We start from the raw sequence: 13,935 nt of genomic DNA, 5'->3' as shown, positions 1-13,935 counted from the left end.
GTTGACGCAGTCGCGCATACGATCGGCGACAGGAAGCCGCCTCACACAGCTCAGACAGGAACGGCCGCGGCGCTTTCTCGACGAATTCATCGACGAGATCTGAACCGCCGCAGCCTCATGGTCTTTATTTCGACGCTGTCGACACCAGGACCGGCTTGTCGCGATAGAGGTCCGGAAACAGGCGCTTCAGATTCGCTATCTTCGGCATGTCGTTGATGACGATGTACATTGAGTCGGGATGAAGCGTCAGATAGTTCTGGTGATACCCCTCTGCGGGATAGAAGGCCTTGAGCGGGTCGGTCTTCGTCACGATCGGCGCCGGAAAGGCGTGCGACTTGTCGAGCTGGGCGATGTAGCTTTGCGCGATGCGCTTTTGCATGTCGTTGGCCGGGAAGATCGCCGAGCGGTATTGCGTGCCGGAATCCGGCCCCTGGCGGTTCAACTCCGTCGGATCATGCGCGACTGAAAAATAGACCTGCAGCAGGCGGCCATAGGTGATCTGCGACGGATCGTAAGTGATCTGCACAGATTCCGCGTGGCCGGTCTGTCCGGTGCTGACGGTTTCGTATTCGGCCGTGGCGCGCTCGCCGCCCGCATAGCCGGACACCACGTTGGTCACGCCGCGCACGTGCTGGAACACGCCCTGCACGCCCCAAAAGCATCCGCCCGCGAGTACCGCCGATTCGGTGTGCGCGCCCGTTGCCGGTTCATCCACGGCAGGAGGTGCGATGACTACGGCCGATTCGGCGGACAACGCTGGCCGCTCTGCCACCGTCAGCGCGACGGTGCACAGTCCCAGCGAAATTGCGACGGCCACGACCCGTGAGCGAGTCGATTTGCCAGCAGGTTGAGTCAAAAACTTCATGATGCACGTCCTCGTTCAAGGCGCCACTTTTGCGTAAGCCGCGGCCGGGCGCGGGACCGGTTGTTGACTGGAAGCAGGAAAATGAAAACGGAAAGCCCGTCATAAGCATCCGCTTCACACCGCCTTGGGTGTAAAGGTCATCGCAAGGCCGTTCATGCAATACCGCAAACCCGTCGGCTTGGGCCCGTCATCGAACACATGCCCCAGATGTCCGCCGCAGCGACGGCAATGCACTTCATCGCGCGTCATGCCGAAAGACGTATCCGTCTGCGTCACGACGGCGTTGTCCAGCGGTTGCCAGAAACTCGGCCAGCCCGTGTGGCTGTTGAACTTCGTCTTCGATGAAAACAGGTCAAGTTTGCACCCCGCGCAGGAAAAAATACCCATCCGATGCTCGTCGTTCAACGGACTGCTGTAGGGACGCTCCGTCCCCGCCTCGCGCAGCACGTGGTACTGCGCGTCGGTCAGCAACTTGTGCCATTCGGCGTCGGTATGGGTGACCTCGTAGGACGCGCTCGTCGCGGCATACGCTGGCGCGGCGCGAAACAGACGCCATGCGGCAGTCCCTCCCGTGAGCGCCGCGAGGCCACATACCTTGAGGAAAATCCGTTTGGTGCGTTTCATGATATTCATCCGGAAGTGTCGAGGGTCATGGACCCCATGAACCCATGCCCCCTGAACCTTTAGACCGCCCCGCGTGTCATTCGATACCGCTCCGCACGTTTTCATGCCGGAACCGTCGAAGCTGGAGCGCCCGTGATATTGAGTCGCTCGACGTCCCGATTAATGACAGAAAGCCTGAAAAAAGCGCGATGTTCGGCTCCGCACGCCCGCCGAAGTGAAATATCCGGAAATCCGCTGGTCGAACGTCTGGGAATAAAGCAGCGGGTCCCAGTGTTCTCATGTAGAACGTGCCGGGCTCACTGCAGGTTCTACGCACTCTCTTTCACACAGCTTTCATCGACGCTCACACCGACCAGACGAAACTACCGATGAATACTCAGGCCAATTCCCGCTACACCCATGCCTCAGGCGACGCGCAGGCACAGGTTCAGCAGCAATACACCCGCCCCGCGATGCTTCTTCACTGGATCATCGCAATGTTGATGATCGGCAACGTCATATTAGGTCTGAGCGCGGATTCGTTGCCGGACGACTGGGTCCGCCCCGTCATTGATACCCACAAGTCGATCGGCATTACCGTACTCGGCCTCGCGCTGATGCGTATCCTGTGGCGGGTGTCGCACCGGCCGCCGCCGCTGCCGCGCGATTTTCCGCGCTGGGAACGCGCCGCGGCCCATGTCGCACACTTTCTGCTTTATCTGCTGATGATCGGCTTACCGCTATCCGGCTGGATGCACGATTCAGCCTGGAAAGACGCCGCGACGCATCCAATGAGTCTATTCGGCCTGATCCCCTGGCCGCGCATCGGTCTCATCATGAATCTCGACTCCGCCGTGAAAGAACCGCTGCACGACCAGTTCGGCGCGCTGCATACGTGGCTCGGTTACGCACTGTATGCGTTGCTGGCGATGCATATCGGCGGTGCGCTGAAACATCAATGGATCGACCGTCAATCTGTCCTGAAGCGGATGGTGCCGTGACAACCGAAGTCGAATGTCCCGTCGAAACGGCGCGTTCCGCAGCGGCTGCGAACAGTTGTGCAAAGCGTCGAAAGATAGTGCTGGAAGAAGCGCTGGCGCTCGCATCGCCGCGCATCCTGCCGCGTCCCGCCACGTTCCTCGGCGTGCTGATTCATTGCAGCGTCGCCGTGCTGTGGCTCGTCCTGTTCGCGCGCGCGTTCTTTCTGCATGGCGTGGTAGCGTGGTCGACAGGTATCGCCTATGTCGTCTACGACACGCTGCTGCTTGGGTTCGTCACGCTGAAAACGTTGCCGCTCGTCCGGCCGGTGAAAGCGCCCGGGAACCCTCTGGACCCGCATGCCGCCCGGGACCTGCCAGGTATGGGCGTGATCGTCGCATCGCATAACGAGGCGGCCGTCCTGCCCGTCACGCTCGCCGCGTTGCTGAAGCAGACCCACGGTCCCGCACAGATCGTGATCGCCGACGACGGTTCCACCGACGGCACACACGAGTTGCTCACCCGCCGCTTCGGGCTGACTGCGCCCGTCGAGGGCGAGCTGAGCGCGCCGAGTTCGCTCCACCCGAATCTCTACTGGCTGCGTGTGCCGCACGGCGGCAAGGCGCGTGCGCTGAATGCCGCGATCGTGCAGATGACAACCGAAACGGTGATGACGGTCGATGCCGACACTCTGCTCGCCGACGACGCCACGTCTGCGATGCGTGCCGCGTTCGCCGCTAGTCCGAAACTGGTGGCGGCAGCGGGCATCCTCGTGCCGGTGTGCAGCAAAACCGTGTCGGGCCGGCTATTCCAGTGGTTTCAGACGTACGAATACATGCGAAACTTCATCGCACGGTTTGCGTGGATGCGTGCCGACAGCCTGCTGCTGGTCTCGGGCGCATTCGCTTCGTTCCGACGCGACGCGCTGATTACGGTGGGCGGCTTCGATCCGCAATGTCTGGTGGAAGACTACGAGTTGATTCACCGGCTACGTCGTCATTCCGTGGACCACGGGCTCGGTTGGGACGTGCGCGTGGTCGGCAATGCGCATGGGCGCACGGATGCGCCCGGTACGCTCGGCGGTTTCCTTCGGCAACGCCGGCGCTGGTTTGCAGGCTTTTTGCAGACCCAATACTGGAATCGCGACATGACGGGCAATCCGCGCTACGGCGTGCTAGGCATGCTGATGCTGCCGGTCAAGGCAATCGACACCATGCAGCCGATCTACGGGCTGACGGCGTTCGCGTTGCTGCTCGGGTTCGTCTTTGGCGGGCACGGCGCGATCGTGCTGTCGATTTTCAGCGTAATCGGTCTGAAAACGGCAATCGACCTGGCGTTCTATCTCTGGTGCGTGCATCTATACCGGCGCTGGACCGGCGATCGCGCTGGATCGAGCCTGTGGATGGCAATGGCCGCCGCAGTTGCGGAACCGTTCACCTTCCAGTTGATACGGCATGCTGGCGCAACGCTTGGCTGGCTGCATTTTCTGCGCGGCGGGCGGTCGTGGGGAAAGCAGCGACGCTCTGGGCTGGTAGCATCGCCGGATCAAAACTGATGCGTGCGCGTGGCAGGTGATGGCAAGTCCGTTGCAAGACCACCGCATGGCCGTCAAGCGCACGTATCTGGCGAAGCACCTCGTTTAATGTTTGTGCTGCTCGTCGCGTAGTCCCGGAAAGAACGCGTTCCACGCGGCGCGCACGCCTTCGGCGGCCGTGACGTCCGCGTCGATCGTTTCCATTTCGTCAGACCTGGCAGGATCGGAAGACAAACCACGCCAGTGTGTAAAAACTAGCGTCGGTGTTTCGCTCCACTCGCCGTCGCCGAACTTGGCAAATGCCGTGTTTCCGTTCACCAGCTGAACCTCGTACCAGCCATCACGGACGGGTGCATGCTTGTTCAGGGGGAACCACGCTGTCGATTTGATTTCCATAATGTCCTCATTGATCCATGGATCCTGACCCGCAGTCAGAGGCATTCTTCGTGCCCGAACGGGAAGCCGCGCCTGTTGCGTCGCAAAAGCCGCTCTCGCCATCCGGTCTCGCTCTCATACGGCGCACGCAGGAGCGGGGAAATTGACAGTCCGTAGCCCGTGGACCACTATCTTTCCGCCGGCTACATCTCGTGCTGTCCCTATGGAGGTCATTGGCGCCATGTCCACCGACTCAACCCCATCCTACGTCGTCCAGCTGCAAAGCCGCTTCGATTTCGATGCGACAGTCGAACGCGTTACGCAGGCGCTGACCTCTCGCGGCATGACCATCTTCGCCGACATCGACCAGGCCGCCGCCGCGGAAAAGGCTGGCACAGCCCTGCGCCCTACCCGTCTGATCCTGTTCGGCAACCCGAAAGGCGGCACGCCGATCATGGTCGCCCATCCTCACGCGGCGCTGGAGTTGCCGCTCAAGGCTGTGGTCTGGCAGGAGGGCACGGCGCCCGTGTGCGTCGACTACCTGGAGCCAGGTGCCCTGCTGACCGCGAGCTACGGCGTCGATCCGGCTTTGACCGGGAGCTTTCAGCAAGTGACGCAGCTGCTGATTCACGCATTGAATGACGGCTCGTCCGGCCGTCTCGGTGTTGGCCCATCGCCGCAACGTAATGAACACGACTGACACCCACCCTGCACCGGCGCCATATCAAGGTTGTTCCGATGAAACTCCGCGTTGGCTATGAACTGGTCTACGAGTGCGCGCAGCCGACACCGATGTTGTTGATGCTGAACACGCACTATTCCCGCGTGCAGGATGTTCTGAGCGCCGACGTGCTGAGAGTCGATCCGCCTGTGCCGATCACCCAGTACCGTGATGGCTTCGGCAATTTGTGCAGCAGGATCGTCGCGCCCCAGGGGTATATTTCGCTGTCCACGACGGCGCTCCTCAACATCTCGGACCGTCCCGAGACACTCGAGCCCTATGGCTATCAGGTCCCGGTCGAAGCGTTGCCGGACGAATGTCTCGTGTTCCTGCTCGGTAGCCGCTACTGCGAGACCGATCTGCTATCTGACGTTGCGTGGCAGCTGTTCGGGAAATCGCCTCCGGGACGCGACCGCGTGCAGGCGATCTGCGACTACGTGTTTCGCCACATCACCTTTGGCTATGACTTCGCCCGGCCGACCAAGACCGCATTCCAGGCCTGGCAGGAACGCAAGGGCGTATGCCGCGACTTCGCGCATCTCGCGGTGACGCTGTGCCGCGCGATGAACATCCCGGCGCGCTACTGCACCGGCTATATCAGCGATGTCGGCACACCGGAGCCATGGAGCGCGATGGATTTCGCGGCGTGGTTCGAAGCGTATGTGGGCGGCTCCTGGCAGACGTTCGATCCTCGCAACAACGTGCCGCGCATCGGCCGCGTGTTGATGGCGCGTGGACGCGACGCCGCCGACGTCGCGATCACCAACACGTTCGGCCCGACGAAGCTCATCAAGTTCGACGTCTACTGCGCGCCGGAGTGAGGCGACGCTCCACGTTGACGTGAGGTCCAGCGCTTACGCGACCCGCAATCCGAGTTCCGCCACCAGCAGCGCAGCCTGCGCGTGAGAGATGGTGGCACCCTGAAACTGCGCGGCATCGGTGAGCCGCAGGCCGCCCAGGTCCGCGTCGCGCAGATCGGCGCCCGCAAAGCGCGCATTCTTGAGGTTCGCATCGCGCAGGCTGCCGCCCTCGAAGACCGCCTCGCGAAAGTCGGCACCCCCCAGGTCGGCATCGGAGAAATCCAGCCGTTCCAGCGTCGCTTTCCTGAACGAGATGCCGCGCAGATCGGCGCCAATCAGCAGACATTCGAAGAACTGCAGTCCCAGCGTCGACGTCTGTTCGAAATTAGCCCCGGTGAGCTTGCTTTCCCGGAACGACACTGACGCCAGCTTGGCGCGGCGCCAGTTCGTGTTGTTGAAATCGCAGGCGCGAAAGCTGGCGTCGTGCAGGTCGGCCGAGCCAAAGTCCGCCTGTCTGGCGCGACAGTTACTCCACTGGGTTCCCGACAGGGTGGCCCCGAAAAACGACGCTTCGACCAACGAGCAGCGTGTGAACTTGCAGCCACTCAGGTCAAGCCGCGAAAGATCGGCCAGTTCAAAATCGCAGTCTTCGAAGACCGTAGGACGAGGCGCGTCCGCGAGCAGTTTCTCGAGCTGCGCGCGGTCGAGGGTTGTCGAGGCGACGGTGGTGTCCCCTGGAGCATTCCTTTGATCGTCCCTCCGGGATTCAGGTTGGTCCGCGGGTTGGATCGGCTCCGAGGCCGGGAAAAGTTCGTGGTTCATGGTCGTTTGGAGTGCGCGGCGCATCGGAATCGGGCGCCACATCGTTCGATGACAGGAACCATTCTAAAGCCGGCCTACCTGAATGCTCCGGATCTCCGCTCAATGGATGTCCGTTGATGCCGGCGCTGGCAGTAAAGGGTTACTTCAGGCCGTCGGTAATACGCGCCATTTCGGTCTCGCCAAATGCGCGCATGGTCGAGGTGCGCACATTGCCCAGTTGCCCCAGCATCAATCCGAGGCGGGTCACCGTCTCATCGTCCGGGGCGTCGACCGTAATCACGAGGTCGTACTGACCGAGCGTCCAGAACACGCTGTTCACCTTGACGCCCATTGAACCCGCGACCTCCGCGAATGCCTTTGCCCGCTTGATGGTGTCCTTTGCGTTGCGGATACCCTGATCCGTCCAGCTGACCAACTGAATGTATGTAGCCATGTCGTCCTCCCACAAAAGTGTGGCCGTGTTCCACGCTCTTCGGGGCATGCAGCACGGACCGAACTACACCGACCAGGCATGAAGCCGTGCGGGGCCAGTGCTCCAGAAACCCTGATCAAACCATTTCGGCGAGTCGAATCCGGCAGGCCGGCTTCGACATCAGAATCGGGAACCGGGTGACATGAAGTATAGGAAGCCGCTGGTGCGACAACATCGCCGATCGGCGACAGGATTGAGATAGATCATGGTGACTGCAGGGCGAAGTGAGGCATCCTCATGAACCGCCGACAGACGACAGAAAGCCAGCGCAAAAAAATGGCCGCAGTATGCCTGCGGCCATTTACCCCCTAACGCGCGCGACTTCTTTGAGCCGCGTCTACTTTGTCGTCTCCAACAACTTTGGCCCCGTGTGTTATCCCCGTGTATTTATCGTTTGGACACACTTAGTTACGTTTGGTTACAGTCTAGTCGCTTCCTTGTAGCGCGCTATTATGGTTTTCCTTAATCGTATGTTCCCGGATGTATCCGGCTAACGGCCCGCCACGGCATCGATCGCCGTGACGGGCCGTTGGCCCTTGACCGTAGTGCTGATCTCAGCTGGTCAAACCCGCCTGGATTTTCGACGCGACATCGGCCGGCACCCACTGTTTCCACATCTCCGGATGAGCGCGCATGAACTGGCTTGCCATCGTCTGGGCGTCGAGCTTCTTCACGCTCATGTCGAGGATGGTCGCGTTCAGGAAGTCCATCGGAAAGCGGACCTTCGTGAAGAGCGTCATCAAGTCAGGCTCGGCGTTGTAGAACCGTGTCGATGCGCCCACCGTTACGTGCGACACCATATACGACGACGCGCATTGCTGCGTGCTGCTTTCGTCGCGCAGCGTCTGCCAGCACGCGTCGTTGAACGATGGCATTTTCAGCTCGGTGAGCTTGTACTTCGCCATCAGTGCGGCCGGTCCCCAGTAGTAGAAGAGAATCGGCTTGCCACGCGTGTAGGCGGACGCGATTGCCGCATCGAGCGCTGCACCCGTTCCGGGCCGGAAGTTCGTGTACGAATCGTCCAGCTTGAGCACCTTCAGAAGACGCGTGTTCACGCGCTCGCAATCCCAGCCGCTCGGGCAGTTGAGAAAGCGTCCCTTGTTCGGCTCTTCGTCATCCACGAAGACACCTTTGTACTTCGGCAGGTCCGCGACGGAAACGAGCCCGGGCGCCAGCGGCTTGATGCCGCGCGCGGGATCACCTTTCACCACATAGTCGGGAACGAACCAGCCTTCTTTCGTGCCGCCAGGCAGCGTATCGCCGACGAGCTTGACGCTGCCGGAGGAAACCGCCTTCGCGGTGATCTCGCTGCGGCCCGTCCACTGCTCGGCCCAGACCTGCACATCATTGTGCGCGAGCGCCGTTTCGGTCGCCGCAGTGCTGCCCGGCACGACGTCGGTCTTGCAGCCATAGCCCTTTTCGAGAATCTGCCGGAGCACCTCGGTCGCGAACGATCCGCTTTCCCACGTGATCCCGGCGAAGTGCACCGTCTTGCCGGAACTGCACCAGTTGCCGGCTGCGTGAGCCGTACCCGCCGCGAGCAACGCGATGGCGACACAGGCCGCCTGAATTTGTCTGAATCGCATGACCAGATGTCTCCTTCCTGTCTAAACGTCTTTTGGGTGACTCGCATGACGAGGCGAGCATCACGATTGTGCTGCCCGCCCAACCGGCCGATGAATCGATGTTTAGTGATCCCGGGTATGAGCCAGACTCAACTTCGGGTTTCTACGGGCTTCCTGACGAAGCGGCGTGTACTGGAAAGCCGCCTGCGCGCGAGCCGCAGTGTCGGGTACGTTTCGATCATTGATCAGACGATGCCGGCGCCATTACATTGCGCATCAAATGGCTTGCCGCTTTCAGGCGGTGGTGCGACAGTCAGGGGGCCGGCCACGCCGGCTCGCCAGCCGGTCGATCGCGACCGGCCGCCCCTGACATTCCGCCGAGTACGCCATGATTCCCGGCATTACGGCCTTCGATCCAGACAGGCAACTGCTGCCCTTTCGCGAATCGCTGATGGCCATGCTGGGCGTGGCCTTCGTGGCGATGCTCGTGGCGCTTGACCAGACCATCGTCGGCACCGCGCTGCCGCGAATCGTTGCCGATCTCAGAGGCTTCGACCTGTACGCGTGGGTCGCCACGGCCTACATGCTGGCGTCGGTCATCACGATTCCCATTTTCGGCAGGCTGGGCGACATCTTCGGACGAAAGCCTTTTCTGGTCGCGGCAATTGTCGTCTTTACCGTCGCCTCTGTGTTGTGCGGTGTGGCCACCAACATGATGTTCCTGGTGATTGCGCGTGGTCTGCAGGGCATCGGTGGCGGGATCCTGATCGGCACGATGTTCGCCACCGTGGCCGACCTGTTCCCCGATGCGAGGCTGCGCCTGCGATGGCTCGTGTTCGTTTCGACGGCCTTCGGTATCGCGAACATCGTCGGGCCGACGCTGGGCGGCATGCTGACCCAGTACGGCGGCTGGCGTCTCGTGTTCTTCGTCAACCTGCCGATCGGCGTCGTGTCCCTGCTCTTCGTGCTGCGCTTCCTGCCGCACCTGCGCCACGAGCGCGGGGGCGGCCCTGTCCAGCTCGACTGGCTCGGCGCGTGTGTACTCGCTGTGACGTTCGGCGCGCTGCAACTGCTGATCGAACTGTTCCCGAAGGAGGGAATCAGCCGGCCGACGATCGTGCTGGGCGCTGTCACCCTCGCCTGCGCGCTGATATTGCTGTTCTGGGAAAAACGGATGAGCTACCCGATCGTGCCCGTCGACATGCTGCTCGACCGACGGCTGGCTGCGCTCTTTGCGATGGCGGTACTAGGCGGGTTCGCCCTGTTCTCGCTGGTGTTCTACGTCCCGCTGCTGTTCCAGGGCGGCTATGCGATGTCGCCGCACGACTCCGGCATGCTGATCACCCCGCTGCTGCTCGGCACCACTGTCGGCAGTGTGCTGAACAACCGGATCGTCACACGCGTGCGGCGAGCCAATGCGATCGTGTACGTGGGCTTTGGGCTGTTCGCGCTTGCCTGCCTGTGCCTCGTCGCGCTGCACGGCACGGAGCCTCATTTCGTCTGGATGTCATGCATGGGCGCGAGTGGACTCGGTCTTGGCCTCGTCGCGGCCAACCTGACGATCTTTTCGCAGCAGATCGTCCCGCGCGATCATCTCGGTGCGGCCACTGCGTTGCTGCAATCGCTTCGCACCTTCGGCGGGATGCTCGGCACGGTGATGACCGGCGCGGTGCTGGGTCATCTGTACACGATGGGTGTGCATCGCTCTCTGGATTCATATCAGGCGACGCAGTGGTTCAAGTCGTTCGCGAGTCCGGAACTGCTGGTCGACCGCGCCGAACAGGCCGCGTTGGTCGAGCGGCTGATCAACGAAGGCCATGCCGGCGATGCGATGATGAACTCGGCCCGCAACATGCTGGTGTCGTCGATTCACGTCGGCCTCGGCCTTGCCACCGCTGCGGCGATAGCCGGCCTGTGCCTTGCCTGGTTCGTGCCGCCGGTGCGGGTTGGCCACGCTGAAGCCGACGTGCGCGACGACCAGCCCGGCGCCCCGTAACGGAACGCGCAGCCAGGCGAATGGTGAGGGGTAGCGCGCGCGGCGTCACATATCATGGGTGGGAACGCTTGGTGGTCTCACGCCGATCGCGGATAACGCGATTCCTTCCACGACGGTACAGGACGCCAGCGCACTGCATTGCGCACTTGCGCATGTGGAGCAACACGCAGTACCCTGGAGCGATACGAGGCACTGGAGCTTTGCATGACTGAGCAAGAAACGCTGCATCCGTTGCGCCCTTTCCTCAAGAACTACGTCTGGGAGCGTGGCCGGATCGGGACCCGTTATCTCGACTGCACGGACGGCGAAGTTGGATTCGACGAAGGCAAGAAATCGCGTTTCGCCGCGGAAAAATACCTCTACGTGCCGCTCGGCAAGAATGCCGTCGACGATGCGCAGCCGCCCGCCCCCGCGGTGCACGAGGCGGGACTCGCGCGCTTCCTGCGCGCGGCCCAGTCAGGCAAGCCCGACGACGCAGGCTCGGCCGCCGAAGTTCAGCGCGCGGTGCAAGACTGTGTCGAGCTCGGCGTTTGCAGCGCCTATCAGCACGATGCGCGGCAAGCGCTTGCCCTCTACTCGGCAGAAGCCATGTTCGACGATGAGATCCATGCCGCGGTTGTCGGCGATATCCGCCGTATGTATGGGGGCATGCGCGAACAGCTGGCGCTCTATGACTTCACCGTTCTTTACGGCTTGCCGGCACCGCTCCTGTTCGGCGACGCGCCGTTCATCGACTGGCGGGTGCGCACGAGCCCCGCGCTGCCTTATGTTTCGCTGCCGCTTGGACCTTATGCCTTGCTGGTGGGCGCGCCTTCCGGCAGGACAAGCCGGGTCGCGCCGGTGGTGTGGAAGCAGGCTGGCGGCCTGGGTCCGCTAAAGGACCATAACCGGCTCATGGTGGATCAGGCGCGTCTGTGGCTGGTGGCCACGACCGACGATCAACTCGTCGCACTGCACGAACGCTTTGCGGTACCTGGACCGGATGAAGCGGCGCAGGCTTGAGCGCTTCGGGCGAGATGCGCTATCTCTCGCCCAGCGCCGCTTCCAGAAAGTCGACGAAGACCCTGACCCGCGCGGACATTTGCAGGTGCTGCGGGTAGACCGCGTAGATATCGGCGCCTGGCGTCCGGTAGTCCGGCAGTACATGCACAAGCTGTCCCGAGCGCAGATACCCGGCGATATCCCACTTCGCGCGCATCAGGACGCCGTGGCCGTCGAGCGCCCACTTCACCGCGATTTCGCCATCGTTGGTCGTCAGGTTCCCCCGCACGCGGACCGTCTCGGTCTTTTCCCCCACGCCGCGCCCGCTGGTGAGGCGCCAGATGCCATAGCCGTCGTCGCCCTGCCGGATGCCGATGCAATTGTGCCGGGCGAGGTCCTGCGGACTTTTCGGCGCGGCCCGTCTGGCGAGATACGCGGGTGCTGCGCACAGCAACCTTCGGTTCGGCGCGATCCTCCGCGCAATGACGCGCGCATCCGGCGGCTCGCCGAAGCGGATGCAGACATCGTACGCGTCGTCGCTTGGCGGCGGCGGGTTCACCGATAGCTGCAACTGCACATCCACCTCCGGAAACTTCCGCACGAAGCGCGAGATCACCGGCGCAACGTGACTTCGTCCGAAGCCAAGCGTCGCGTTGACTCGCAGCAGGCCCTGCGGCGCCGCGCGCGCGCCGCCCAGCAGTTGGGCAAGCTCGTCCATCTCGCCGAGAATCCGGCGCGCGCGCGTCAGGTACAGCTCGCCTTCCGGCGTCAGGCTCATGCGCCGCGTGGTCCGGTTCACCAGCGCCACGCCCGTGCGCGCCTCCATCTGCGACAGATGTTTGCTGACGGCGGCGGTGGATAGACCCAGTTCGCGCGCCGCCGCGCTTAGGCTCGCGCAGCCCGCCAGCACGGAGAAAAACCCAAGGTCGTCGGGTTGAATAGGGGACGTCATCACAGCCCTGACCGTTAACCTGAAGTTAAAGACGGTTTAAGTCTAGCAGCGTTTCTTGAGTGGATTGTGGTTCAGGATAAGCCCAACGTTCATCAATACCGGAGACAACACAATGAAAACCTGGCGCATTGCAACCATTCCCGGCGACGGCATCGGCAAGGAAGTCGTGCCCGCAGGCCAGCAGGTTCTTGAAACTCTCGCGAAGCACAGTGGCGCGTTCCGCTTCGAGTTCGAAGACTTCGACTGGGGCGGCGACTACTACCGCGAACACGGCGTGATGATGCCCGCCGACGGCCTCGACGCGATCCGCGGCAAGGACGCCATCCTGTTCGGCTCGGCAGGCGATCCGCACATTCCCGATCACATCACGCTGTGGGGCCTGCGTCTGAAGATCTGCCAGGGCTTCGATCAATACGCGAACGTGCGCCCGACCCGCATCCTGCCCGGCATCGACGCGCCCCTCAAACGCTGTGGCCCGAAGGATCTCGACTGGGTGATCGTCCGCGAAAACTCGGAAGGCGAATATTCCGGCGTCGGCGGGCGCGCGCATCAGGGGCATCCGATCGAAGTCGCCACCGACGTGTCGATCATGACGCGCGCCGGCGTCGAGCGGATTCTTCGCTTTGCTTTCCGGCTCGCGCAGTCGCGTCCCCGCAAGCTGCTGACAGTGGTCACGAAAAGCAACGCGCAACGCCACGCGATGGTGATGTGGGATGAAATTGCGCTGCAGGTCTCGAAAGAATTCCCGGATGTGAAGTGGGACAAGGAACTCGTCGATGCCGCGACGGCGCGCATGGTGAACCGTCCCGCTACGCTCGACACGATCGTCGCGACCAACCTGCATGCCGACATCCTCAGCGACCTCGCCGCGGCGCTGGCGGGAAGCCTCGGCATTGCGCCGACCGCGAACCTCGATCCGGAACGCCGCTATCCGTCGATGTTCGAACCGATTCATGGCTCGGCCTTCGACATCATGGGCAAGGGTCTAGCCAATCCGGTCGGCACATTCTGGTCGGTGGTGATGTTGCTCGAGCACCTGGGCGAAGCGGGCGCCGCGCGCACGGTCATGGACGCGATCGAACGCGTCACCGCCGACCCCGCGCTGCATACCGGCGACCTCGGCGGCAAGGCGACCACCGCGCAGGTCACCGAAGCCGCTTGCGCCTACATCGCGGCACATGCCGGCGTGACGTCGAAGGCAGCGTGATCCACCGGCTACAAGTCAATGAAACAGCGGGTCGCATCGTCGACCGGCGAGCAGGTTGCGATGT

Annotated in this window: 14 protein-coding genes; 7 read left to right on the top strand and 7 right to left on the bottom strand. The window is 62.5% G+C overall.

Annotated elements, in window-relative coordinates:
* Positions 1-124 precede the first annotated feature (124 nt).
* Both msrA and msrB read right to left on the bottom strand, forming a co-directional pair.
* Positions 125-865, bottom strand: a complete 741-nt coding sequence (msrA, locus tag B0G77_RS31165; protein ID WP_133665725.1) for a peptide-methionine (S)-S-oxide reductase MsrA — start codon at positions 863-865, stop codon at positions 125-127.
* Between the two features lie 114 nt (positions 866-979).
* Positions 980-1,489: a peptide-methionine (R)-S-oxide reductase MsrB gene (gene msrB, locus B0G77_RS31160; protein ID WP_133665724.1), complete on the bottom strand. Its 510-nt coding sequence runs from the start codon at positions 1,487-1,489 to the stop codon at positions 980-982.
* 368 nt (positions 1,490-1,857) lie between these two features.
* On the opposite strand from msrB, the gene B0G77_RS31155 reads away from it, so the two are divergent.
* Together B0G77_RS31155 and B0G77_RS31150 are read left to right on the top strand one after the other, a co-directional pair.
* The gene (locus B0G77_RS31155) at positions 1,858-2,469 is read left to right on the top strand and encodes a cytochrome b (protein WP_133665723.1); all 612 of its coding nucleotides are present in this window, start codon (positions 1,858-1,860) and stop codon (positions 2,467-2,469) included.
* Between the two features lie 77 nt (positions 2,470-2,546).
* Positions 2,547-4,001 (top strand): glycosyltransferase family 2 protein, encoded by a 1,455-nt coding sequence (locus tag B0G77_RS31150; RefSeq protein ID WP_243751410.1) that lies wholly within the window; start codon positions 2,547-2,549, stop codon positions 3,999-4,001.
* An 84-nt stretch (positions 4,002-4,085) separates the two neighbouring features.
* Here the strand turns inward: B0G77_RS31150 and B0G77_RS31145 are convergent, their stop codons facing one another.
* Positions 4,086-4,376, bottom strand: a complete 291-nt coding sequence (locus B0G77_RS31145) for a hypothetical protein (RefSeq protein ID WP_133665721.1) — start codon at positions 4,374-4,376, stop codon at positions 4,086-4,088.
* Between the two features lie 220 nt (positions 4,377-4,596).
* Between B0G77_RS31145 and B0G77_RS31140 the strand changes: the two genes are divergently transcribed.
* Entirely contained in the window at positions 4,597-5,055 is a 459-nt protein-coding gene (locus tag B0G77_RS31140; protein ID WP_133665720.1) for a DUF302 domain-containing protein, read from the top strand.
* Positions 5,056-5,093: 38 nt separating this feature from the next.
* On the top strand, positions 5,094-5,897 hold the full coding sequence (locus B0G77_RS31135; RefSeq protein ID WP_133665719.1) for a transglutaminase family protein: 804 nt from the start codon (positions 5,094-5,096) through the stop codon (positions 5,895-5,897).
* Positions 5,898-5,930: 33 nt separating this feature from the next.
* Here B0G77_RS31135 and B0G77_RS31130 read toward each other — a convergent pair whose 3' ends face one another.
* From B0G77_RS31130 to B0G77_RS31120, 3 genes are all read right to left on the bottom strand, one after another.
* On the bottom strand, positions 5,931-6,698 hold the full coding sequence (locus tag B0G77_RS31130; protein ID WP_133665718.1) for a pentapeptide repeat-containing protein: 768 nt from the start codon (positions 6,696-6,698) through the stop codon (positions 5,931-5,933).
* A gap of 139 nt (positions 6,699-6,837) precedes the next feature.
* Positions 6,838-7,131 (bottom strand): GYD domain-containing protein, encoded by a 294-nt coding sequence (locus tag B0G77_RS31125; protein WP_133665717.1) that lies wholly within the window; start codon positions 7,129-7,131, stop codon positions 6,838-6,840.
* A gap of 593 nt (positions 7,132-7,724) precedes the next feature.
* Complete coding sequence (locus B0G77_RS31120; protein ID WP_133665716.1) at positions 7,725-8,756, bottom strand: ABC transporter substrate-binding protein; 1,032 nt, start codon at positions 8,754-8,756, stop codon at positions 7,725-7,727.
* 367 nt (positions 8,757-9,123) lie between these two features.
* Between B0G77_RS31120 and B0G77_RS31115 the strand changes: the two genes are divergently transcribed.
* A complete protein-coding gene (locus tag B0G77_RS31115) occupies positions 9,124-10,731 on the top strand; it encodes an MFS transporter (protein WP_133665715.1) in 1,608 nt (535 codons plus the stop codon).
* 204 nt (positions 10,732-10,935) lie between these two features.
* Positions 10,936-11,733 (top strand): hypothetical protein, encoded by a 798-nt coding sequence (locus tag B0G77_RS31110; protein ID WP_133665714.1) that lies wholly within the window; start codon positions 10,936-10,938, stop codon positions 11,731-11,733.
* Positions 11,734-11,752: 19 nt separating this feature from the next.
* On the opposite strand, the gene B0G77_RS31105 is transcribed toward B0G77_RS31110, so the two are convergent.
* The gene (locus B0G77_RS31105; protein WP_133665713.1) at positions 11,753-12,664 is read right to left on the bottom strand and encodes a LysR family transcriptional regulator; all 912 of its coding nucleotides are present in this window, start codon (positions 12,662-12,664) and stop codon (positions 11,753-11,755) included.
* A 112-nt stretch (positions 12,665-12,776) separates the two neighbouring features.
* Here B0G77_RS31105 and B0G77_RS31100 point away from each other — a divergent pair, with 112 nt between their 5' ends.
* Complete coding sequence (locus B0G77_RS31100; protein ID WP_133665712.1) at positions 12,777-13,871, top strand: tartrate dehydrogenase; 1,095 nt, start codon at positions 12,777-12,779, stop codon at positions 13,869-13,871.
* The last annotated feature ends 64 nt before the right edge of the window (positions 13,872-13,935 follow it).

The organism is Paraburkholderia sp. BL10I2N1 (assembly GCF_004361815.1).
Taxonomy (GTDB): domain Bacteria; phylum Pseudomonadota; class Gammaproteobacteria; order Burkholderiales; family Burkholderiaceae; genus Paraburkholderia.
Note: the sequence above shows the minus strand (reverse complement) of the source record. Positions and strands in the feature narration are given on the sequence as shown.

Coding starts and splice junctions, on each gene's coding strand:
- B0G77_RS31125 (WP_133665717.1), bottom strand. CDS start 7,131: ATGGCTACATACATTCAGTTGGTCAGCTGGACGGATCAGGGTATCCGC.
- B0G77_RS31100 (WP_133665712.1), top strand. CDS start 12,777: ATGAAAACCTGGCGCATTGCAACCATTCCCGGCGACGGCATCGGCAAG.
- B0G77_RS31145 (WP_133665721.1), bottom strand. CDS start 4,376: ATGGAAATCAAATCGACAGCGTGGTTCCCCCTGAACAAGCATGCACCC.
- B0G77_RS31140 (WP_133665720.1), top strand. CDS start 4,597: ATGTCCACCGACTCAACCCCATCCTACGTCGTCCAGCTGCAAAGCCGC.
- msrB (WP_133665724.1), bottom strand. CDS start 1,489: ATGAAACGCACCAAACGGATTTTCCTCAAGGTATGTGGCCTCGCGGCG.
- msrA (WP_133665725.1), bottom strand. CDS start 865: ATGAAGTTTTTGACTCAACCTGCTGGCAAATCGACTCGCTCACGGGTC.
- B0G77_RS31115 (WP_133665715.1), top strand. CDS start 9,124: ATGATTCCCGGCATTACGGCCTTCGATCCAGACAGGCAACTGCTGCCC.
- B0G77_RS31155 (WP_133665723.1), top strand. CDS start 1,858: ATGAATACTCAGGCCAATTCCCGCTACACCCATGCCTCAGGCGACGCG.
- B0G77_RS31105 (WP_133665713.1), bottom strand. CDS start 12,664: ATGACGTCCCCTATTCAACCCGACGACCTTGGGTTTTTCTCCGTGCTG.
- B0G77_RS31135 (WP_133665719.1), top strand. CDS start 5,094: ATGAAACTCCGCGTTGGCTATGAACTGGTCTACGAGTGCGCGCAGCCG.
- B0G77_RS31120 (WP_133665716.1), bottom strand. CDS start 8,756: ATGCGATTCAGACAAATTCAGGCGGCCTGTGTCGCCATCGCGTTGCTC.
- B0G77_RS31130 (WP_133665718.1), bottom strand. CDS start 6,698: ATGAACCACGAACTTTTCCCGGCCTCGGAGCCGATCCAACCCGCGGAC.
- B0G77_RS31110 (WP_133665714.1), top strand. CDS start 10,936: ATGACTGAGCAAGAAACGCTGCATCCGTTGCGCCCTTTCCTCAAGAAC.